19 protein-coding genes are annotated in these 23,233 nt (G+C 42.5%); 10 read left to right on the top strand and 9 right to left on the bottom strand.

Going from position 1 to position 23,233, the window contains the following annotated elements:
- The first annotated feature begins 12 nt into the window (after nucleotides 1–12).
- From P7J58_RS01615 to nrdI, 6 genes are all read left to right on the top strand, one after another.
- Nucleotides 13–1,026 (top strand): glycosyltransferase family 2 protein, encoded by a 1,014-nt coding sequence (locus P7J58_RS01615; protein ID WP_044689955.1) that lies wholly within the window; start codon nucleotides 13–15, stop codon nucleotides 1,024–1,026.
- Nucleotides 1,027–1,095: 69 nt separating this feature from the next.
- Entirely contained in the window at nucleotides 1,096–2,007 is a 912-nt protein-coding gene (locus tag P7J58_RS01610) for an aldo/keto reductase family oxidoreductase (protein ID WP_408555381.1), read from the top strand.
- Nucleotides 2,008–2,016: 9 nt separating this feature from the next.
- A complete protein-coding gene (locus tag P7J58_RS01605; protein WP_044759658.1) occupies nucleotides 2,017–2,469 on the top strand; it encodes a GNAT family N-acetyltransferase in 453 nt (150 codons plus the stop codon).
- A gap of 94 nt (nucleotides 2,470–2,563) precedes the next feature.
- Complete coding sequence (gene aspS, locus P7J58_RS01600) at nucleotides 2,564–4,315, top strand: aspartate--tRNA ligase (protein ID WP_024376011.1); 1,752 nt, start codon at nucleotides 2,564–2,566, stop codon at nucleotides 4,313–4,315.
- The gene (locus tag P7J58_RS01595; RefSeq protein WP_099871028.1) at nucleotides 4,302–5,240 is read left to right on the top strand and encodes a YitT family protein; all 939 of its coding nucleotides are present in this window, start codon (nucleotides 4,302–4,304) and stop codon (nucleotides 5,238–5,240) included. The genes aspS and P7J58_RS01595 overlap by 14 nt, the downstream gene beginning before the upstream one ends.
- Nucleotides 5,241–5,316: 76 nt before the next feature.
- Nucleotides 5,317–5,769: a class Ib ribonucleoside-diphosphate reductase assembly flavoprotein NrdI gene (nrdI, locus tag P7J58_RS01590; protein ID WP_009911016.1), complete on the top strand. Its 453-nt coding sequence runs from the start codon at nucleotides 5,317–5,319 to the stop codon at nucleotides 5,767–5,769.
- 152 nt (nucleotides 5,770–5,921) lie between these two features.
- On the opposite strand, the gene pulA is transcribed toward nrdI, so the two are convergent.
- From pulA to P7J58_RS01560, 6 genes are all read right to left on the bottom strand, one after another.
- On the bottom strand, nucleotides 5,922–7,973 hold the full coding sequence (gene pulA, locus P7J58_RS01585) for a type I pullulanase (protein ID WP_408555382.1): 2,052 nt from the start codon (nucleotides 7,971–7,973) through the stop codon (nucleotides 5,922–5,924).
- 23 nt (nucleotides 7,974–7,996) lie between these two features.
- Entirely contained in the window at nucleotides 7,997–8,980 is a 984-nt protein-coding gene (locus P7J58_RS01580; protein WP_099832419.1) for a LacI family DNA-binding transcriptional regulator, read from the bottom strand.
- A gap of 9 nt (nucleotides 8,981–8,989) precedes the next feature.
- On the bottom strand, nucleotides 8,990–9,700 hold the full coding sequence (locus tag P7J58_RS01575; RefSeq protein WP_015445375.1) for an integral membrane protein: 711 nt from the start codon (nucleotides 9,698–9,700) through the stop codon (nucleotides 8,990–8,992).
- Between the two features lie 131 nt (nucleotides 9,701–9,831).
- Nucleotides 9,832–10,674, bottom strand: coding sequence for a sugar ABC transporter permease (locus tag P7J58_RS01570; protein ID WP_408555383.1), 843 nt, complete (start codon nucleotides 10,672–10,674; stop codon nucleotides 9,832–9,834).
- Nucleotide 10,675: 1 nt separating this feature from the next.
- Complete coding sequence (locus P7J58_RS01565; RefSeq protein ID WP_408555384.1) at nucleotides 10,676–11,971, bottom strand: ABC transporter permease subunit; 1,296 nt, start codon at nucleotides 11,969–11,971, stop codon at nucleotides 10,676–10,678.
- A gap of 212 nt (nucleotides 11,972–12,183) precedes the next feature.
- The gene (locus P7J58_RS01560; RefSeq protein WP_044758459.1) at nucleotides 12,184–13,443 is read right to left on the bottom strand and encodes an extracellular solute-binding protein; all 1,260 of its coding nucleotides are present in this window, start codon (nucleotides 13,441–13,443) and stop codon (nucleotides 12,184–12,186) included.
- Nucleotides 13,444–13,744: 301 nt separating this feature from the next.
- On the opposite strand from P7J58_RS01560, the gene malQ reads away from it, so the two are divergent.
- On the top strand, nucleotides 13,745–15,265 hold the full coding sequence (gene malQ, locus P7J58_RS01555; protein ID WP_024377580.1) for a 4-alpha-glucanotransferase: 1,521 nt from the start codon (nucleotides 13,745–13,747) through the stop codon (nucleotides 15,263–15,265).
- A gap of 39 nt (nucleotides 15,266–15,304) precedes the next feature.
- Here malQ and P7J58_RS01550 read toward each other — a convergent pair whose 3' ends face one another.
- Nucleotides 15,305–15,496 carry a hypothetical protein gene (locus P7J58_RS01550; protein WP_024376023.1) on the bottom strand — a complete coding sequence of 64 codons (192 nt, stop codon included), beginning with the start codon at nucleotides 15,494–15,496 and terminating at the stop codon, nucleotides 15,305–15,307.
- Between the two features lie 127 nt (nucleotides 15,497–15,623).
- On the opposite strand from P7J58_RS01550, the gene P7J58_RS01545 reads away from it, so the two are divergent.
- A complete protein-coding gene (locus P7J58_RS01545; RefSeq protein WP_029177199.1) occupies nucleotides 15,624–16,148 on the top strand; it encodes a membrane protein in 525 nt (174 codons plus the stop codon).
- 49 nt (nucleotides 16,149–16,197) lie between these two features.
- Here P7J58_RS01545 and P7J58_RS01540 read toward each other — a convergent pair whose 3' ends face one another.
- Nucleotides 16,198–17,955, bottom strand: coding sequence for an SH3 domain-containing protein (locus P7J58_RS01540; protein ID WP_408555385.1), 1,758 nt, complete (start codon nucleotides 17,953–17,955; stop codon nucleotides 16,198–16,200).
- Between the two features lie 325 nt (nucleotides 17,956–18,280).
- Nucleotides 18,281–19,969 (bottom strand): arginine--tRNA ligase, encoded by a 1,689-nt coding sequence (gene argS / locus P7J58_RS01535; RefSeq protein ID WP_408555386.1) that lies wholly within the window; start codon nucleotides 19,967–19,969, stop codon nucleotides 18,281–18,283.
- Between the two features lie 106 nt (nucleotides 19,970–20,075).
- On the opposite strand from argS, the gene argR reads away from it, so the two are divergent.
- The gene (gene argR / locus P7J58_RS01530; protein WP_002941938.1) at nucleotides 20,076–20,516 is read left to right on the top strand and encodes an arginine repressor; all 441 of its coding nucleotides are present in this window, start codon (nucleotides 20,076–20,078) and stop codon (nucleotides 20,514–20,516) included.
- 14 nt (nucleotides 20,517–20,530) lie between these two features.
- Entirely contained in the window at nucleotides 20,531–23,071 is a 2,541-nt protein-coding gene (gene mutS / locus P7J58_RS01525) for a DNA mismatch repair protein MutS (protein WP_408555387.1), read from the top strand.
- Nucleotides 23,072–23,233: the final 162 nt, after the last annotated feature.

Raw genomic sequence — 23,233 nt, 5'->3', positions numbered from 1 at the left:
ATGGAGAGAAAGATGACCTTACTAAGCATTGCTATTCCGAGTTATAATTCGGAGGCCTACCTTCATTACTGTGTTCATTCCCTTGTTATGGGGGGTGATAAGGTTGAAATTCTGATTATTAACGATGGTTCGACCGATCGGACTCAGGAAATTGCAGAGGAACTTGCTAATCAATTTTCGAATGTACGAGCTATTTATCAAGAGAATAAGGGTCATGGCGGAGCTGTTAATACAGGGATACGTGAGGCCAAGGGGAAGTACTTTAAAGTTGTAGATTCAGATGACTGGGTCGATACCAGGGCCTATTTGAAGATCCTAGAGAGTTTGCAGGCTTTGGAAGATGAAAATACGCCAGTTGATGCCTTTATCTCCAACTTTGTTTATGAAAAAGAGGGACAATCTCGCAAAAAATCCATGTCTTATCAGGATGTTTTACCAGAAAATCGGATTTTTGGCTGGGAGGATGTAGGTGCCTTTTCCAAGGGGCAATACATGATGATGCATTCCCTGATTTACAGGACAGATTTATTGCGTGAGGTTGGTCTTGTTCTGCCAGAGCATACTTTTTATGTGGATAATATTTTTGTATTTACTCCTTTGCAGGCTGTGAAAACGATGTTCTATCTGCCAGTAGATTTTTATCGTTACTTTATTGGGCGAAATGACCAGTCTGTCAATGAATCCGTCATGATTAAGCGCATTGACCAGCAGTTAAAAGTCAATCGAATCTTGGTAGATAATTTGGACTTGGAGGTCATTGACAATCCTGATTTGCGAAGTTACCTGCTCAATCATGTGGAAATTACGACCATTATCTCCTGTGCTCTTCTCAATCGTGCTGGTACTGCTGAGCATATGATGAAGAAGCAGGAACTATGGCACTATATTCGGGATAATAATCCTGCTCTATTTAAAATTGTTCGAAAAGGGTTACTTGGGCAATTAACCAACCTTTACGGTTACCCAGGTCGAAAAATTTCCAATGCCGTCTATAAAATCGCTAAAAGAATTTATGGTTTTAACTAAAACTCAGTTTCGGCTGAGTTTTTCTGTTATAATAAGGAATACGAAAAGCGTTTACAAAGGAGAAGATAAATGCAAAGATTAGGACAAACAGGTCTAGAAGTTTCACGAATTGGTCTAGGTTGTATGCGAATGGCTAGTCTGACAGAGCAGGAAACTGCTGAAGTGTTAGATACAGTCGTTGGACAGGGAATCAACTTTTTTGATCATGCGGATATTTATGGTGGTGGTGAATCAGAAATCCGTTTTGCTCAGGGGGCAAAATTGGTAGGAATCAAACGAGAGGAAATCGTCCTTCAATCAAAATGTGGTATTCGTAAAGGTTATTTTGATTTCTCAAAAGAGTATATTTTGGAATCTGTGGATGGGATTTTAAAGCGCTTGGATACGGAATATTTAGACGTTCTCGCCTTACACCGTCCGGATGCTCTAATGGAGGCAGAGGAAGTGGCAGAAGCCTTTTATCTCTTGAAAAAAGCAGGGAAGGTTCATCATTTTGGCGTCAGCAACCAAAACATTTACCAAATGGAGTTATTACAATCCTATCTCGATCAACCGCTTGCAGTTAATCAATTGCAGCTATCTCCTGCTCACACGCCTTTGATTGATGCTGGACTACATGTCAATATGAAAGATGATGCTGCGACTATGCGTGATGGTGGGCTAATTGACTATTGCCAGCTTAAAAAAATCACTATCCAAGCCTGGTCTCCTTTCTTGATTGATTTGCAACGAGGTATTTTTGCCAATCATCCAGACTATGCTCTTTTAAATCAGACCATTGGGGAAATAGCAGAGCGATACAATGTTTCACATGAAACAATTGTCGTAGCTTGGATTTTGCGTCATCCAGCAAAGATTCAAACGATTGTGGGTTCTATGAATCCAGATCGCCTGACAAAGATTGCTCAAGCTAGCCAGATTACCATAACCAGACCAGAATGGTACGAGATTTACAGAAGTGCAGGAAACATTTTGCCATAGGAGGAATGTATGAAGTGGGAAATAAAAACATTTGAACAACTTAGTTTACAGGAACTTTACACTATCTTGACACTTCGGACAGATGTGTTTGTTGTAGAACAAGCCTGTCCCTATCCTGAAATTGATGGAAAGGATCCAAACTGTCTTCATCTTTTAGGAACAGACAATGGGGAGTTAGTGGCTTACTTGAGAATCTTACCAGCTGGTTTAAGTTATGATGAAGTTTCCATCGGTCGTGTGGTCATCAAGCCAAGTCATCGTGGCAAAGGATTGGGTCGGCCAATGATGGAGCAAGCTATCGCTTACATTACAACCGAGTGGAAGGAAAGTCAGATTAAAATCGGGGCCCAAGCCTATTTGGAAAAATTCTATCAATCGCTTGGCTTCGAACCGATTTCTGAAGTATATTTGGAGGATGATATCCCACATTTGGATATGTTATACCGTAAACCAGTCAACTAGGGCTGGTTTTTCGATTTTTCTCGGCAATTTCTCCCAAAAATCAGCCATTTTATGGTAGAATGAATAGGTATAAAATCAGTAAAAGAGGAAGAAAATGAAACGTTCTATGTACGCTGGACGTGTTCGTAAGGAACATGTCGGACAGGAAATTACTTTGAAAGGTTGGGTTGGCCGCCGTCGTGACTTAGGTGGCCTGATTTTCATTGACTTGCGTGACCGTGAAGGCATTATGCAATTGGTGATTAACCCTGAGTCAGTTGAGGCTGAAGTGATGGCAAAAGCTGAGAGTCTTCGCTCTGAATTCGTTATCGAAGTAACAGGAACGGTTGTTGAGCGTGAGCAAGCTAACGACAATATCCCGACAGGAGCTGTTGAACTGCAAGTAACCAGCTTGACAGTGTTGAACACAGCTAAGACAACTCCATTTGAAATCAAGGATGGCATTGAAGCCAGCGATGACACTCGTCTTCGTTACCGTTATTTGGATCTTCGCCGTCCAGAAATGCTCAACAACTTCAAATTACGTGCAGCGGTAACCCACAGCATTCGCAATTATCTGGATGACTTGGAATTTATCGATGTGGAAACACCAATGTTGACCAAGTCAACACCAGAAGGTGCGCGCGACTACTTGGTACCATCTCGTGTGTCCAAAGGTCATTTCTATGCTTTGCCACAAAGTCCACAGATTACTAAGCAGCTTTTAATGAATGCTGGTTTCGACCGTTATTACCAAATCGTTAAGTGTTTCCGTGATGAAGATTTGCGTGGGGATCGTCAACCTGAGTTTACACAGGTGGACTTGGAAACCTCATTCTTGAATGAAGTTGAAATCCAAGACATCGTAGAAGGCTTGATTGCTAAGGTCTTGAAAGATACCAAAGGAATCGATGTAACCTTGCCATTCCCTCGTATGTCCTATGACAATGCGATGAATTTCTATGGTTCAGACAAGCCAGATACTCGTTTTGACATGCTCTTGCAAGACTTGACAGATACTGTCAAGGAAGTTGACTTCAAAGTCTTCTCAGAAGCACCTGTTGTAAAGGCTATTGTGGTCAAGGGTGCGGCGGATAGCTACTCACGTAAAGATATTGATAAATTAACAGAATACGCTAAACAATTTGGTGCCAAGGGCCTTGCCTGGGTTAAAGTTGATAAGGGAGAATTAGCGGGTCCAGTTGCTAAGTTCTTGACGGGTATTACAGAAAACTTGACAGCAAGTTTACAACTTGAAGACAAGGACCTGGTCCTCTTTGTAGCAGATGAATTGGAAGTTGCCAATAATACCCTGGGAGCTTTACGGAACCGCTTGGCAAAAGAGCAAGGCTTGATTGACGAAAGCAAGTTCAACTTCCTCTGGATTGTAGACTGGCCAATGTTTGAGTGGTCTGAAGAGGAAGGTCGCTACATGAGTGCCCACCACCCATTCACCTTGCCGACGGAAGAAACAGCTCATCATTTGGATGGTGATTTGGCGCAGGTGCGTGCAGTTGCCTACGATATTGTTTTGAATGGTTATGAATTGGGTGGCGGTAGTCTTCGTATCAACCAAAAAGACATGCAAGAACGGATGTTCAAGGCGCTTGGCTTCTCTGCTGAAGATGCGCATGAGCAGTTTGGTTTCTTGCTAGAAGCTATGGACTACGGCTTCCCACCACATGGTGGCTTGGCTATCGGTTTGGACCGCTTTGTCATGTTATTGGCTGGTGAGGATAACATTCGTGAAGTTATCGCCTTTCCGAAGAATAACAAGGCATCTGATCCGATGACACAGGCACCAAGTACGGTTGCATCAGCACAATTAGAGGAATTGGCTTTAGACATTACACTTGAAAATGAATAAATTTTTCAGAAAACAGCGTGTACGCTTTTTAAGAAAGGCCAGAAAGAATAAGTTTTGGTCGGTCATTTTGGGAATTTCTCGGGAAAAATATGCTGAACGGATATCGGGGTCCATTATTTATGGACTCCTATCTAGTATTGCAGTCAATTTTTTCTTTCGACCAGGGAATGTTTATTCGTCTGGAGTTACTGGTCTTGCACAGATTGTTTCTGCTCTGGCAGCTTCTTACGCTGGTTGGAATGTACCGATTGCGGTGGTCTACTACGGCCTGAACATTCCCTTGCTTATCTTAGCTTGGTATAAAATTGGTTATAAATTTACTATCTTTACCTTTATTACGGTATCCTTCAGTTCTTTCTTTATCCAATTTATGCCGCCAGTTACCCTGACGACGGATCCGTTAGTCAATGCTATTTTTGGTGGTCTCATGCTGGGAACTGGAATTGGCTTTGCGCTTAGGAACAATGTATCCAGTGGTGGTACTGATATTGTCTCTATTATTATTCGCAAGAAGACGGGACGACAAGTCGGCTCTATTTCCTTGATTGTTAATATTATGATTATGTTGATAGCAGGGATGACCTTTGGTTGGCGATACGCCCTTTATTCGATGGTGGCTCTTTTCATTTCCAGTCGGATGACAGATGCTATTTTTGTCAAGCAGAAGCGGATGCAGGCTATGATTATTACCAATCAGCCAGACCGAGTTATTAAACAAATTCACAAGAAGCTCAATCGCGGTGTGACCATTATCAACGGTGCTGAGGGTGCTTATAACCATGAGCAAAAAACGGTACTGATTACTATTATCACGCGTGCGGAGTTTAGTGAATTTAAGCAAATTATGAAAAAAGCAGATCCTCAAGCCTTTGTATCTGTAGCTGACAACGTCAATATTATTGGTCGGTTTGTGGAAAGTGACTGATTGACAAACACTACATGTAGGAGTAAAATAGTATTTACAGTCTACATGTAGTGTTTTTATTATAAAGAGGAAATGTATGAAGAAGAAAATATATTTGGTTTACATCAGTTTGAGTGGCAATACAGAGAGTTTTGTGAAACGTCTAAAGTCTTTTTTCCAATTTCAAACTGACTGGGAGATTGAACTGGTCCATGTTAAAGATTTGGTCAAGCAGGATATTCCTTTCTATCAGCTAGATGCACCCTTTGTCGCCTTTTTACCTACCTACTTAGAAGGTGGAAATGGAGTGGACAACGGAGATGTGGAAATTCTGACCAATCCTCTCGGAGATTTTATCGCTTTGGGGACCAATGCAGAGCTCTGTCTGGGTGTCGTTGGCTCAGGCAACCGCAATTTTAACAACCAATATTGTCTGACCGCCAAGCAATATGCTGAGCGATTTAATTTTCCTGTTATAGACACCTTTGAACTCAGAGGAATGCAGAATGACATTGAACGCATTGGTCGGAAGATAATGGAATTGATGTAAAGAGCCTCAACTCAGCTTTATGCTGGGTTGTTTTTTTGGTTACACAAAAAAACTCACCAGAGTGACCAGTGAGTTTTAAGGAGATTATGAAAAATATTTAGGATTGACTATAGTATACCTCAGACTATATCGTGTTTCATCGGTCTAAAGTCCTATTTGTCTTCTAAAATGCAAATACTCTGTCCTGCAATCGTGATTTCTTGCTGATCACGCTCTTCGACTGGAGGATAGTTGTAGAGAACTGCCTTATCTTTTTCACGTTCATAGGTAAAGTCGCTATCCGCAAAGTTGATGATAAATTGAATGGTCTTTTCTTCACTTGTCACTTGATAGCGAAGAACATATTCAGTTAACCAGTAGAAATCACATGTTTGTTGAATACTTTCGTAGTTGTCTTGGCTAAGAATTGGATTGTTTTTACGGAAAGCAATTAATTCCTGAATGAATTCAATATGTTCCTTGTAATGAATAGCTCTTGTCCAATCTAAGCGGTTAATTGTATCAGAGACATTGTATGTATTGTCAATCTCATCTTTTGTACGGAAAAATTCCTGCCCGCTGTGAATGAAGGCCATACCCTGAGAGATTAAGATGAGCTGGAGACCAAAACTAGCAGCACGTTTCTGCTGTTGAGGTGTCCAGTTTGGATTCTCAATATGGAAATAGTCAAATGCTGTAGCATTATCATGGCATTCGATGTAGTTGAGGGACTGTTGAGGTGTTAAGAAATGGCTTAATCGGCTACCAGTCAGGAGATGTTGTACCTTTTCGTGCAATTGCTTATCTACTAGACGGTTTGGATTGAGCAAGAGTTTCTTAAAGGTATCACGGTAATCGTCATTGAAGAAGCTGATTTCAGGTAAATGCTCTGCATTGTACTGGTGAGCCAGCTTTTTAAATTCGAGACCTGTTGCCATTTTCCATCCTTCACCATAGAGGTAGACATTTGGGTGAATGGCAGATAATTCAGTTTGAATCTGGTTGATTGTTTCGCTATCTAAAATACCCATAAGGTCGAAACGGAAGCCATCAAAACCATAGAGTTCTAGCCATTGGCGAAGGGATTGTTTGATGTAGTTGCGGACCATACTGCGCTCGCTGGCAACGTCGTTACCGCAGAATGTCCCGTCTGTTCGCATGCCGTGGTCATCATAGCGATAGAAGTAGCCTGGAACGATGAGCTCAAATGCGTACTTTTCAGCATGATAGACGTGGTTGTAAACAACGTCCATAATAACTGAAATATCTGCATCATGGTAGGCCTGGATAGCTTCTTGTAGCTCTAGAATACGTGCGTAAGGATCGTTTGGTTGGCTAGAATAGGAACCTTCTGGCAGATTGTATTGCATAGGATCGTAGCCCCAGTTGTAAACAGCTTGGGGTTTATTTTCATCCACACTGCCAAAATCATAAACAGGCAATAATTGAATATGGGTAACGCCTAGTTCTCTGATGTAATCCATTCCTAGCTTCATTCCATCCATGGTAGGAGATTCTGTCAATCCGAGAAATTGACTGCGATGCTTGAACCCAGCTTCTTTTTGCCATGAGAAATCACGGACGCTCATTTCATAGATAATGGCCTGAGAAATAGGTCGTTGGGTCTTAGCACGACGAATTTTATGAAGTTTATCTGGATTGATAACGTAGCTGTCACCTGAGTTGGCTGTGGAAGACAGGGCGTAGGGATCGTGAACGGAAATCCATTCACCGTTTACTTTGTGGAGATAGTGATAGCTGTTCGCTTCTAGGTCTCCTTCAACAGTAATTTCCCAAACTCCTTTTGCTCCCTTAGTCATTGCATGTGGGTTTCCTTCTAGAACAAGAAAAACTTGCTTAGAAATAGGTGCCCATAACTTAAAGGTTGTTGCCTCTGGTCGATAGGTTGCTCCCAAGTCTTGGCCATTGTATGTATAACTTTGTTCAAAAAGTGTAGAGCGAACGATATGACCATAGCCGAGTTCAGCTTTATTACGGTCCTGGTCGTAGATGGTATAGTCCTTATCCAATGTCAATGCATGGAGGCTGGTTAGATAATAGATAACGAGATTGTCTACTTCTAGACAGGAATGGATAAAAAGTTGAGACGTAGCATCATTTGATTCGAGTGAGAAGCTCATATGTTCGGAGTCGAATCGTTTTTCCATGACCAAGCGAATAGTTGCTACATCATCAAGGAATGCTTGGAATTGTCGTAATGTCATGAGCCAAAAGGCTCCTTTCTAAGTTAGAGTTCGGTGATGGTATGTGGAATGACACGTCGGTAGCAGACTTGCTTGTCTTCCTTGTTGTCATTGATGATTTGGTGCAGAGTGTTGAATGCGACGCGTCCTAGTTTAATAGCATGGACGTCAACGTAGGCTTCAATATCTAGTTTTGGCTTGACGGAGTCAAAAGAAATGATAGGAAGTTTGACTTCGACTTCGTTGAGATATTTGACAACACCTTCGGCAACGGAAGTGTCGGTTGTGACGATTGCATCCAGGTCTTGTTTGAGTAATTTCTTAGAAATTTTATAGGCACTGTCTCCGAGAAGGAAGCCAGACACAAACTTGACCTTGTTTTCATCTAGGGGAATATTGTGCGATTTAAGGGCGTTCTTGTAACCAGTATAACGGTCTTGAGATACGACCAACTCTTTGTTACCAGCGACGAAGGCAATGTTTTTGTAACCTTTATTGATGAAGTAGTTGGTAGCTTCAAAGCCGGCCTGGATATTATCATTATCAACTAGTGATATGAATGGAGAATCCGCCTTACCAAGAATGAGGAAGGGGAATTTGTGTTGGATAGCCAATTGTACCAATGGATCGTCGGGCTTGGAATAGAGGAAGATAAGGCCGTCCACTCGTTTGCCGTAGACCATCTGAGAAATTGCTTCTAGACGTTGTTCTTCATTCTTTCCTGTGGAGATTTGGATGGCATAATTATGATCTGCCGCAACTTGAGAAATTCCTCGTAAGGCAGTAGGGAAGAAGGGGTTTTGATAGAAAACATCCGAGTCATCTGGCAAAACCAGTCCGATAACCTGTGTATAGCTAGAAACCAGGCTTCGAGCGTTGAGGTTTGGATGGTAGTTGAGATCCGCCATGGCTTTCCTAACCAAGTCTTTCGTTTTTTGGCTAATGGCAGAGCTATTTTGGATGACACGAGTAACTGTAGATGGCGAGACACCAGCTAATTTAGCCACATCTTTGATGGTTGCACGCATATAGACCTCCTAGATTTCATCTCTGAATTTTGTTTTGAAAAATACCCATAACAAGCATAGCACAAATAGGATGTTTTGTATGGTCAGAAGGGTAGTCACAGGTTGACCAAATAGTCCAATTAGACAGGCTATAAGAGTAGGCAGGCCCAGACAGTTGAGAGCAAAATTATAGCACTCTGCAAACGTTTCAAAATGGAAGAAACGAGACTTTTTAGTCAAAAAGAGGAAGAAGCTGGCTCCTAGTAGGATGAAGAGTAGGTTTGTTGTTAAAATAAAGGTCGAAATAAGAGTGATGGACAGTCCGACAGCTGCTCGGTTGGCTTGATACCATTTTTTAGAGATGGTTGCAGTCAAGGTCTCCTTACTAGCAAAATCGTCAGTATTCAAACCTTCATAAGTCAATTCGCTTAGAATATCACTTCCTTTACGAATAGTCAGAGACTGATTGGCGAATTGATAAGTAAAGTCAGAACTAGAGCTAACGGTATCACCAAATGTCACTTGCTCCCAGTTAGTATTTCCAGTATAGGTTAGGTGGTTGTTTTCGATGACTGCGTGTTGCCGGAGGTCATCTACGACCTGATCTGTCAGAGGTGCATAGATACCTTCTACGAAATTTTCTAAAGGATAGGTTTCGAGATTGACAGTCTGTAGGGAGCTCGGAATGAGCAAGAGCGCCACTAAAAAAAGCGTTGTAAACAACCGTTGCCAAAGGTTCATTAGTCTACGATTGGCAAACATATTTCTTGGAGAGAAGATACTAGAAAAATAGGAAAAAGGATATGGGAGCATTCGTTGGACCTTTCATAAATATCAATGTTTCCCCTAAAAAGGGAAAAGGTGGGACAGGGTTATCCCTTGTCGCCACCGCTTGTTAAACCAGATACAAAGTTCTTTTGTAGGAAGAAGAATAGGATACTGATAGGGAGGGCAATAAGAATAGCACCTGCCGCAAAGTAGGCAATCTTCATATTTTTCACATCACTGATGAAGGTTTGAAGGCCGACAGCTACAGTATAGAATTCTTTTTCACGAAGCAAGAATTTGGATAGGATGTAATCTCCAAAAGGTCCCATGAAGGCCCAGAGCGCTTGTACAGCAATCATTGGACGAACGAGTGGGAGGACGATTTGCCAGAAACGTCTGAAGTGACCAGCGCCGTCTAGTTTTGCAGATTCATCAAGTGAGATTGGCACCGTATCGAAGTAGCCTTTCATGAGCCAAGCGTTCATTGGGATACCACCACCGACATAAAGGAAGATGAGGAACCAGCTTTGGTTGAGCGCATTGAGCATGAGGGCCATAACGAAGAAGGCAGTAAGAGCGGCCATGGTTGGTACCATTTGGATAATTAAGAAGAAGACCAAACTCTGCTTACGAGCGATGAAGTTATAGCGACTATAAGCGTAACCCGCTAGTACCACTATACTTGTTTGAATAACCATTGTCAAGAGAGCAATGATAAGCGTATTGAGGTACCAGGTTCCGTATAGAGTCTCGCTAAAGAGCTTGCTGAAATTGTCTAGTGTAAAGTTGATATTGCTATCCAATTTGAAGGCAACCACGTTACCAGACTTGAAGGCTGACATGATGGTAATCAATAGAGGATAGATGATAATGATAGAGAGGGTAATCAGATAAAGGTAAGTAAAGGTCTGATTGAGTATGCGTCTAGTTTTTACAGATACTTTCATCTTATACATCCTCCATTTCAAATGCATTTAATTTCTTGAATGCAATCATAGAGATACTGATGACGATCATAGAGATAATCAAGGTCACCGCTGCAGCCATTGAATACTGAGGAGCAGTACCAGTTGTCAATTTGTAAATCCATGAAATCAAGATGTCAGTTGAACCAGCACCACCACCGACGCTACCAGGTCCACCGTTGTTGAAGAGGTAGATGATAGAGAAGTTGTTGAAGTTGAAGGTGTACTGACTGATAAGAGTTGGTGCAGCCACTGCCAAGATCATTGGAAGTGTAATGCTGCGGAATTTTTGAATAGCACTTGCACCATCAATGTATGCCGCTTCGTACAAGTCGTTTGGAATGGATTGCAAAATACCCAAGGTCAAGACGTAGATATAAGGGAAACCAAGCCAAGCCTGCATCATAATAAGGGCAACCTTAGTCCAGAATGGATCTGTTTTCCATGGAATAAGGAAATTATCGATGAATGGTAGGAATTTGCTCAAGAATGGCAATACCTGTGTGTTAATAGCACCGACACTATCGTTGAACATGTTACTAAAAGTCAAGATAGTTACGAAGGCCGGAACAGCCCATGGGAGCAAGAAGATAACACCGAAGATACGTTTTCCTTTGATGAATGGCTGATTTGCGATGATGGCTGTCAAGATACCGATAACAATTTGAGCTGTTGAAGCGCAGAGTGCCCAGATAATTGTCCAGCCAAGTACAGAACCAAATGCTGTACGGAATGTGCTTAGTTTCCAGATGTTTGTAAAGTTGGTAATACCAATCCAATCCAACAAGGCACCTGGTGGCAGGTGTTTGAAGTCGTAGTTTGTAAAGGCGATAAACAATGTAACGACAACTGGGAAGATGATAGCGAAGGTCATCGCAATATATGATGGGATAATCAAGAGATATGGGAAACCATTCTCATAGATACCTTTTACCATTTCTTTTAATGTGGTAGCCACTGGTATCCCTGAATTCCATCGTTTCGCAGTATCACGTGCATCTTTTAGGTTGAGTGCATAGAAAGCGAGATAGACAACCGTGATAATCAAATGGAAAGAACCGCGAATCAGCATGAATAGTGAATTATCTTGTCCACGAACACTACCGAGGGTAATCAAGTTGCCTAATTCACCAGCTGCAATAGCAATAAAATAAACAAGGAAGGCAAGCGTAACACCTAAAAAGATGTATCCTTTGGCTTTTTGTTTATTGTAGATTTGTCCGAGACCAGGGATCAGGGACAAAAGGAGTGCCTTACCTGGATTTTGTTTCATAGTCATAGTCTCCTTATATAGCTTCTGAATAGATGGTGGATGTTATCGTCATTTAGTTTTTCTTTTATTACTTCGTTAACTCGCCTTGCCTAACTTCAGTTATGCCTGCGACTCATTGCCTCGTACTAAAAGTAAACTAAAAGACTATATCTATTCAGTTTATCGTTAAGTAATAAAGTAGACTGGGAAGAGAACTCCCAGTCCAACTTTAAACTTGACTAGTTGCTGTGTTTTTGAGCAATTTCGTCTGCAATAGCTTTCACAGCGTCTGTTGCAGCAGTCTTAGCGTCTTTTGAGCCACTTGCAGCTTCGAAGAGCATGTTACCAGCTGGTGTCCAAACTGAACCCATTTCTGAGATGTTTGGCATTGGTTGAGCTGAAGCAAACTGGTTGATAACTGCAGTTGTCAATTCGTCTTTTTTGCTTACAGCATATTCACGAGCTTCAGTGTTAGCTGGAACTTCGTTTGTAGCGTCGTAAAGTGCTTTTTGTTGGTCTGTAGCAGTCAAGAAGTCAACAAACTTTTGAGCCATTTCTTGGTTTTTAGCGCCTGCTGGAACAACCCATGCTTTACCACCACCGAATGCTGAGTAGTTTTTGCCGTTTACAAGAGTTGGTATTGTTGCAACACCATAGTTTACACCAGCTTCTTTATATGAAGCTGCTTTCCAAGGACCTTCGATGATAGCAGCTGCTTTACCGTCTGTAAATTGAGTGTTAATCAAGTTGTTTGCAGCAGTACCGTCTTGAAGACCTTGAGGCCATTTTTCGTACCAAGTTTTAGCGTATTCAATTGCTTTGATGGCACCTTCATTAGCAAGTCCAATGTCTTTTGGATTTGTACCATTTTCACCGAATACATAGCCGCCGTAACCAGAAAGAAGTCCGTATGTATAGTAGAAATTCGTCCAGTCAGCTAGGAATGCTGAAGTTTTACCCTCTTCACCAGCAAATGCGTATTTACTGTCTTTAGCAAGTGTTTCAAGTTCTGCAAATGTTTTAGGAGCTTCAGTCAACAAGTCTTTGTTGTAGTAAAGAACAAGTGTTTCGATAACCGCAGGTGAACCGTAAACTTTACCACCGTTTGTTACAAGAGCAGTTGTTGTGTCATCTGCTTTGCTATCATCTGCAAGAGTCAATTCAGATAGTTGACCTTCAGAACCAAGGCTACCTACACGGTCGTATGGTGCCATCATAACGTCTGGGGCTGAACCTGATTGGTTATCCAATGATAAGTTATCCAAACCAGTTAAAGCATCACCAGTTTTAACTGTAACAGATACACCATTTTCTTTTTCGAAGCTAGCTTTGACATCGTTGATGTAAGATTCATAACCTTGGTCAACGTAGACAGTCAATTCTTTGCTACCTTCAGCAGACTTAGATGCCTCTGTTGATGAACCTGAGTTTGAGCAAGCAGCTAAAACAGCAGTTGATGCAGCAAGAAGAGCAACGCTCTTAAGGAGATTGTGTTTCATTTTCTTCCCTCCGAAGATAAATAGTTTTGTGTGACGTCTGCATAGCGCAAACGTTTTCCTAAGTTGACTTCATTATACACCAGATTGAATCCGTTTGCAAGCGTTTTTATAAAAAAATTTAAAATTTTTTTTGAGTTTTAAAAAACATAAGAATTTTTTTGTATATATAATGAAGAGAAATATGAAATGGTATAGGAACGAACAGAATTAAAGGAAAACCCCTTGATTTGTTACCGTTTTCAGTATATAATGAAAAAGAGAAAACGTTTGCGTCGTGTAAGCGGATTAGATAGGAGAGCTTATGAAAGTAAGACAGAGTGGTGTGCTGATGCACATTTCATCATTACCAGGCAAATATGGAATTGGTTCCATGGGACAATCGGCCTATGAATTTGTTGATTTTTTGGTAAGAACTAAGCAGCGCTACTGGCAGATTTTGCCTTTGGGAACAACCAGTTATGGAGATTCTCCTTACCAGTCATTTTCAGCTTTTGCAGGGAATACCCATTTTATTGATTTCGATATATTGATTGATAAAGGCTGGCTGGCAGCAGAGGATTTACACGGTGTTGACTTTGGGCAGAATCCTACAGAGGTAGATTACGCAGCCATTTTTTATGCTCGCCGTCCATTACTGGAGAAGGCAGTTGCCAACATGAAGGCACAAGGCTTGCCGGAAGATTACTGGATGTTCTTAGGGGAGAATGACTTTTGGATTCATACCTTTGCGGAGTATATGGCTATAAAAGAGCATTTTGATCTCAAACCTTGGACAGAGTGGGAAGATCAAGGGGCGCGCTTACGTTACCACGATACCTTGGAATATTATCGTCACTTGTTGGCAGATCGAATTGATTATCACCGCATTACACAATATTTATTCTTTTCACAATGGAAGGCTTTAAAGGCTTATGCCAATGCCAAAGGTGTTGAGTTTGTTGGGGATATGCCGATTTATATCGCGGCTGATTCTGCTGATATGTGGGCTAATCCACATTTCTTTAAAACGGATGAAGAAGGCAAACCGAGTGTGGTTGCAGGATGCCCACCAGATGCCTTTTCGGAAATTGGTCAGCTTTGGGGCAATCCGATTTATGATTGGGAAGCGATGAAGCATGACGGATTTACTTGGTGGGTTGCTCGTTTACGTGAATCCTTTAAGATATACGATATGGTACGTATCGACCACTTTATCGGCTTTGCCTCCTTCTGGGAAATTCCAGCGGGTGAAGAAACAGCTGTAAATGGCTATCGTGTCGAAGCACCAGGTTTCGAACTCTTTGAAACCATCAAGTACCACTTGGGCGATTTGAATATTATCGCGGAAGATTTGGGAACAGTGACAGATAAGGTCATTCAATTGCGTGAAAGGACTGGTTTCCCAGGCATGAAAGTCTTGCAGTTTGCTTTTGATCCAGAAGGAGACAGCATTGAAATGCCGCATAACCATCCTAATAATGTGGTGGCATATACGGGAACCCATGACAATGATACGATTCTTGGCTGGTACGAAAATGAAACAACAAAAGAATCGCGTGCATTCTTAGATAAGTACAGCAATCGTCGTGAGGGCGAAACGGTCAGTCATGCTCTTTTCCGCCTGCTCTTTGGTTCACCTGCCTTTATGGCGGTGGCTACTATGCAGGACCTACTTGGTTTGGATGGTTCGGCTCGCATGAACTTGCCAAACACCCTTGGTGGCAACTGGACTTGGAGGATGACGGCGGATCAATTGACACCAGAGATTGAAGCGGAATTGCTAGACCTTACAGAAACTTATCGTCGGGTTAATGTGCATTTGGTTGATAAAAAGTCAGAATAAAATGAACTCCTCTAAGCAGCTAACTTAGAGGAGCCTTTGTTATCTCTGTTTACGGACATAGAGCCAGTAGGAAATCCAGTAGTAGATTGTGTAGGCTAGCATGGCGACTAAAGACCAGGAGCCGATAGTAATTATGATAGCCGCTAAACTAGGAAATAAGAGCTTTGCTAGTAAATAGAAGAGGAGATACAGGAAACAGTATTGCCAGTAGTATTTTTTGAAATGTTTCATCACTTTTCCTCCTTACTACTTTTCTTTATTATAGCATTTTAATATATTTATTTCAACTTGTTCACAAAATCACATTGACAAAGCATGGTTTTTGGAGTAGAATAAGACTAAAATTAGGAGGTGCCATATGAAAAGGCCAATTCATCTGTATATTTTTGTTGTACTGTCATCTATTGCGAGCGTATTGCGTGGCTTTAATATATTTTTTGCGAAGTACGATGAGGCTGTTGTGCGTCAATTGTTGCAGAATTTTAATGTTGAGGGGATTGATGAGGCATATTTTATCTACATGAGAGAATCTATCAATTTCCAGACGAATCTTGTCAATAAGGCATTTGCAGTTGTGTTACTACTTGCTGTGATTGCGACGATTGTGCTGCTTTTCCTCAAGAAAAATGAGCAGGCTTCTTATACCTACCTGGGTTATCTTTTTGTAACTCTCCTATTTTCGACCTACGCTTTTATTGGTGAGAAAGGGTTGGGTCAAATTTATACGGATTCAGTTATGCGTCAGTCAGTAGAGGCGCAGGCAATGATGAATTATATTATTCGAGTTGTCCTATTTGCCATCTATTTTGGGGTAACTATTTTCTTCCATCTGCGTAAACCGAAAGAAAAACCGAGCACAGCTATCAATTCTACTGATATTTAATCATCTAAAAAACTGCATGGTGCATAGTGAACCTGCAGTTTCTTTTGTTTTATGGGATGGCGATGTAGCGACGGACTCCTGAATAGCTGACATAGCTGATCCACTGGCGTCCTTCGGATGTGACAACTCGGTCATAGCGGACAGAAGAACCAGCACCGTAGTAGGTGATTTCACTGGCGGACTGACTAGGGCTATTGCGGACAATGGCTTTGCTCTTGAAATAATAGGTACCCGATGCTGGTAAATTACTGTTTGTTTGATTGGTTTGTTGAGATATTGCTGTTAGTTGAGTTGTAGTTCCAGTAATGAATTCGAGTTTGTTTGAGGAATCTGTGTAATAGACATGGATGTGGTAGAGTCCTCGGTCATTTTTATGTTTACTTGCTTGAACGTTTACCTTGTAGCTGCCATCGCTTTGTCGCTGAGCAGGATACCAGATGATATCATCTTGCCCATTATTATCTGACCAAATTGGAATAGATACTGATTTGATAGTCTTGGGAGATTTTACATTGGTGACGATAACTTCAAAACTACCCTCTGCTTGATTGATATTTGTAATGTGGATTGTTCCTTGAGGTTTTGTAGGAGTTGATACAATTGGCTGCTGTGGTGCAGGGGAGGACTGTACCTGTTTGATAGGAATGTAGCGTCTTTGACCACTATAGCTGACATAGCTAATCCACTGGTAGCCGTCAGCTGTTAGAACCCGATCGTAGCGTACGCTCTCACCAGCATAATAGTAATCCAAGGTTGTGCTAGATTGTTTGGCTTCATTTTTAATTGGTGCTTGCTGGGTAAAGGTATAGGTACCACTGTTTGCTAAGCCAGATGTGTGCGTCTGAGTAGGTGCAGGACTGGTCTGACTGACAGGAGAGCCAGCTAGGTCCTTGAAGTGAATATAGCCACTGACAGAGTTCTTATGGATCAGACGGCGATTGTAGGTGTATCGAGTACCGTAGTTGTATTCTTCGATTTCGACCATGTCACCTTGGATGCTAGATACCCAGGCAACGTGCATAGGAGAGGTCCACCAAGCCACTGCTCCTATGGCAGGGTTCATATCCACTCGGTAACCCTCTCGTCGAGCTCTATGTCCCCAAGCATCTGCATTACCGTAAGCTGCCGGAATTTCAAAACCGTTGACTTTACTGAGGCGAAAGGCTACAAAAGAAGTACATTGACGGGTGTAGAGCCTCCAAGGGTCAATAGCGTCAACCGCTGTATAAGGATAATCATCCCCCAAGGCACTGGTGGAGCTGGAACGTGTGCTGGCAGTACGAGTTTGGGTAGTCAGTCGAGCTCTGGTGGTGTTGGTTTGTGTTTGGGTGTTTGTTTTTTGGGAAATAGCAGAGCTACTTGTTGATGAAGTATTAGTTTGAATTTGGTTGGTACTTGTTTGTCTAGTCTGGTTTTGACTTTGCTGTGAGGAAGGTGTTGTTTGTTGAGAACGTGTTTGACTAGCTGGACTAGTTGATGGTGTAGTGGTTTGGATTGGTTGAATTGCTGACGTTGTTGTACCCGTAACGTTTTTTTCTTGCGATATTTGTTCTGTATTGGACTTAGTGGATGGTGTAGTGTTTGTTTGGTTTGTACTAGATTGACTAACTTGATTGTTTTTTTGTTCAGTAGTGCTATTTGTTGTTTGGGCTATAGTTGGGCTTGTAGATGGATTAGTTGTCGTATTGGCACTAGCTACTGGAGCAGCTGCCAGACAGGCATAGGCTAGTAGAACAGAAGTAGCACCGAGAGAATAAGTGCGGATAGAAAAGCGTGGTTGGTTTGCTGTAAGTGATGTTTTTGTCATTCAGACTCCTTTGATGATTTTTTGTAGGGGTCTTAGAACCTGTATTCACAAGTAAAGTGCTTTTAGATAAGAGATAGTTTTTCGCTAATCAAGGCAGTTTTTTGAGGGAATACTGACTGTATTTTGAAAAAAACGAACGATGAGTAACTGGAAAACTAGCCTTAGGTGAACGTGCTGAACTGTGAATACAGGTTCTTACTCCCCCTCGCTAAATCTATTCGCAAGAAGTTGGATAATTTTTTGGCATTTTATATTTGTTTTCTGAAATTGATAAATTATCGCAAACGAAAAATCCTCAACCAGTAAGATTGAGGATAGGATGTAATTACATTTTTTCAGGTGCTTTTACGCCGAGAAGACGTAGAGCTTCTTTGAGGACGACACCGGTTGTGTAGGCAAGAGCCAAACGGCTGTCACGCTCTGGGCTTTCATCCAAGATTCGAGTATGTGCATAGTACTTGTTGAAGGCTTGAGCTAGGTTGATAGCATATTTAGCGATGAGAGATGGGTCAAATTTGTCACCAGCACGTTCTACAACGTTTGAGAAGTTTTGGATGTGTTTGATGATTTCCCAGGTTTCTGCATCAGCCAGTTTGTAGTCATTTTCTGCGCTTGGTACAAAGTTTGCCTTGCGTAGGATAGACTGGATGCGGGCGTATGCGTATTGTACATAAGGACCTGTTTCACCTTCGAAGGAAACCATAGCTTCCAAGTCGAAGTCGTAGCCATTGTCACGGTCGGTTTTGAGGTCGTAGAACTTAACAGCGCCGACACCAACTGCGTGTGCCACTTCTTCCTTGTTTTCAAGGTCAGGGTTTTTGGCTTCGATTTGAGTAAGGGCGCGTGAAATGGCTTCGTCAAGCGTTGGCTCGAGTAGGATGATATTTCCTTTACGAGTGGATAGCTTTTTCTTGTCCTTGGTAACCAGACCGAAGGTGATGTGGGTCATATCGTCGCTCCAGTCGAAATCCATTTCTTTCAAGACAGCCTTGAGCTGTTTGAAGTGGTTGATTTGCTCCTGACCAACGACATAGATGCTTTTCACAAAGTCGTAAGTGCGTTTGCGGTACATAGCTGTTGCCATGTCACGTGTGATGTAAAGTGTTGCACCGTCTGTTTTCATGATGAGGGCTGGTGGAAGATTGTAGCTTTCAAGGTCAACGATTTTGGCCCCTTTAGATTCTTGAAGAAGTCCTTTTTCTTCTAAGATTTGGATGCCTTCGTCCATCTTATCGTTGTAGAAAGCTTCGCCATTATAGCTGTCGAAAGTTACATCGAGTTTGTCGTAAATGCGGTTGAATTCGACCAAGCTTTCATCACGGAACCATTGCCATAGCTCGTGAGCTTCTGGATCGCCGTCTTCCAATTTTTTGAACCATTGACGTGCTTCTTCGTCCAACTCAGGCTTTTCTTCCGCCTCAGCGTTGATACGCACATAGAGTTTGAGGAGTTCTGAAATTGGGTCTGCTTCGACCGCAGCCTTGTCTCCCCAAAGTTTGTAGGCAACAATCAACATACCGAACTGTTTGCCCCAGTCACCCAAGTGGTTGATGCGGATTGGCTTGTAGCCAAGCTTTTCGTGGATGTTAGCAAGGGCATCACCGATAACGGTTGAGCGCAAATGGCCAACTGAGAATGGTTTAGCAATGTTTGGACTAGACATATCAATCGTAACATTGCGTCCTTGACCGATGTTGAGTTTACCGTATTGGTCTTTTTCAGTAATAACATCTGTCAAGACTTGGTGGGAGATAGCAGCCTTGTCCAAGAAGAAGTTGACGTAAGGACCCGTTGCAACAACGTTCTCAAAGCCAGTTGTATCGAGTTTTTCAACGATGTCCGCTGCGATAGCCTGTGGAGCCTTGCGTTCCACTTTAGCAAGTGAGAAGGCAGGGAAGGCAATATCGCCCATTTCTGATGATTTTGGTTTTTCTAGCAGATTGTAGATAGCTTCCACTTCCAAACTCGGAAGGATGGCAGCCAATCTTTCTGCAATCACTTGTTTTTGATTCATATAGGATTTCCTCCAAAGTTATTGATTCTATTTTAACACATTTCTAGGCTAATAGCGGGGAAAAGTGTTATAATATTTCTATAAATATACATTTTGAGGTAAAATGATGAATAAAGCAGGGCGACATGATTTAATAAAGGCCATGATTCGTCAAGAAAAAATAGGGCGACAAACGGATATTCAGCAAGGTTTAGAGGCTCGAGGGGTAGTGGTAACCCAGACAACCTTGTCTCGTGATTTACGTGAGTTGGGAGTGATAAAAATTCATGAAAATGGGCGTTCATTTTATTCCTTAGCTATCGAAGAAGAGCGCGTGAATTTTATCCAATTATTGGCACAATATGCGTATAAAGTAGATAGGGCTAGTTTTATTCTGGTCCTTCATTCAGAACTGGGAGAAGCGGCCTTGATGGCCAATATCATTGATGCAGAAAAGCCAGAGACTATTTTGGGAACGCTGGCGGGAGCTAATACACTTTTAGTTATTTGTCGAGATGAGGTTGCGGCCCAGCAAGTTGAAGCGGAGATTAACTACTATTTGAATTAGAACAAGGAGAGATGATGGCAACAGAAAAAATTTCTCCGGGAATGCAGCAGTATCTGGATATAAAAGCAAACTATCCAGATGCTTTTTTGCTTTTCCGTATGGGAGACTTTTATGAATTATTTTATGAAGATGCGGTAGAAGCGGCACAGATTTTGGAATTGTCCTTGACCAGTCGGAATAAGAATGCGGAAAATCCGATTCCTATGGCGGGGGTACCGTATCACGCGGCACAACAGTATATCGACACACTTGTTGAACTGGGGCATAAGGTCGCTATAGCTGAGCAGATGGAAGATCCTAAGCAGGCAGTCGGCGTGGTCAAGCGGGAAGTGGTGCAGGTCATCACGCCTGGTACGGTAACAGACTCGTCCAAAATGGGAGCAGACAGTAACTATTTGGTTGCGATTGACCGTCAGGGAGTGCAGTTCGCACTTTCTTATATGGATGTGTCAACAGGTCAGTTTTTTGTGACTAGTTTGGATGATTTTACTAGTCTTTGTGGTGAGATCCGCAATTTACGGGCACGTGAATTGGTCATCGGCTATGATCTGTCGGAGGAAGAAGAGCAGGTCTTTTCGAACCAGATGAACCTCCTGCTCTCTTTTGAAGATGAGGTGACGGAAGATGTCCAGCTGATTGACAACTCCTTGACAGACTTGGAAAAGGCTGCGGCGGGCAAACTCCTCAGCTACCTACATCGGACTCAGATGCGAGATCTGAGCCACTTACAAAAGGTGGTCCACTATGAAATCAAGGACTATCTGCAAATGGACTATGCAACCAAGTCCAGTCTGGATCTGCTTGAAAACGGTCGGACAGGCAAGAAGCATGGTAGTTTGTATTGGCTGCTAGACGAAACCAAGACAGCCATGGGTATGCGCCTATTGCGGACATGGATTGATCGTCCCTTGATTGACCTTAAGCGGATTGAGAATCGTCAGGCTGTCGTTCAGGTTTTTCTGGATTACTTCTTTGAACGGAGTGACTTGGTCGAGGCTTTAAAAGGTGTCTATGACATCGAACGTTTGGCCAGCCGAGTGTCTTTTGGGAAAACCATGCCCAAGGATCTCTTGCAGCTCTCCCAGACTCTGGGAAATATCCCAGCAATCAAGAATATCTTGCTACAAATCAATGAGCCTGCTCTAGGCAATCTGGTGGCTGGATTGGACCCAATCCCAGAACTGCACGCTCTCATCAGCTCTGCTATTGACCCAGAAGCCCAAGGGACCATCACAGATGGAAACATCATCCGTACAGGCTTTGACGAAACGCTGGATCAGTATCGTCTGGTCATGCGTGAGGGCGCGGGTTGGATTGCGGAGATTGAGGCCAAGGAGCGTGAAGCATCTGGTATCAATAATCTTAAGATTGATTACAATAAAAAAGACGGTTACTATTTCCATGTGACCAATTCCAATCTGGGCAATGTGCCGGACCATTTTTTCCGTAAGGCGACCTTGAAAAATTCGGAGCGCTATGGAACGGAAGAGTTGGCTAAGATCGAAGGGCAGATGTTGGAGGCGCGCGACAAGTCGTCTAACTTGGAGTACGAGATTTTCATGCGGATTCGCCAGGAGGTTGAAAAATACATCAGTCGCTTGCAGAAGTTGGCTCGGACCATTGCGACCATCGATGTTTTGCAGGCTTTTGCAGTTGTGGCAGAGCAGCAACATTTGGTTTGTCCACGCTTTACAGATCAAAGAGAACTGACCATTAACCGTGGTCGTCATGCAGTGGTGGAGAAGGTCATGGGCAAGCAGACCTACATTCCCAACTCTATTCACTTGAATACCGATACACATATGCAGCTGATTACAGGGCCTAACATGAGCGGTAAGTCTACCTATATGCGGCAGTTGGCAGTTATCGTCATCATGGCGCAGATGGGTTCCTATGTGCCTGCGGATCAGGCTGAATTACCGATTTTTGATGCTATTTTCACCCGAATTGGGGCGGCAGACGACCTAGTTAGTGGTCAATCGACCTTCATGGTCGAGATGATGGAGGCCAATAAGGCAGTCCGTCTGGCGACAGATCGGTCGCTCATCCTCTTTGATGAGTTGGGACGGGGAACAGCCACCTATGACGGTATGGCTCTGGCCCAGTCTATCATCGAGTACATCCACGACAAGATTGGTGCCAAGACTCTTTTTGCCACCCACTACCATGAGTTGACAGACCTTAGCCAGACCTTGGAACACTTAGAGAATGTCCATGTATCGACCTTGGAGAAGGACGGCCAAGTCACCTTCCTCCACAAGATTGCCCAAGGTCCAGCTGACAAGTCCTACGGGATTCATGTGGCTAAGATTGCGGGAATGCCAGAGGAGTTATTGGAGCGGGCGGATAGGATTTTGCAGACACTTGAAAATCAAGCTCCTACTGCACCAGCTAACCCAGCTCCGTCAGTTGTGGAAGAGCCGTCTGGTCAAATCGACCTCTTTGCAGACACCCCTTCTCACCCAGTCCTTGATGAACTGGAAAAACTAGACATCTACAATATGACCCCTATGGAAGTCATGATGGCAGTGGCAGAGTTGAAGAAAAAAATATAAGACAATGAAAGTCAGGACAAACGTTCTGGCTTTTTTGAGCAAAGAACGAACGTTTGGAAGGTAATTAAAGAAAAAAATTGTCTTTTATGAATAAGTGATATAGAATATGTTTGTATCGATACATTTGTGATTAAGATAATGTTTTTATAAAAATTGAAATTT

Source organism: Streptococcus suis, from assembly GCF_046032535.1.
GTDB classification, from domain to species: Bacteria; Bacillota; Bacilli; order Lactobacillales; family Streptococcaceae; genus Streptococcus; species Streptococcus suis_AK.
Note: the sequence above shows the minus strand (reverse complement) of the source record. Positions and strands in the feature narration are given on the sequence as shown.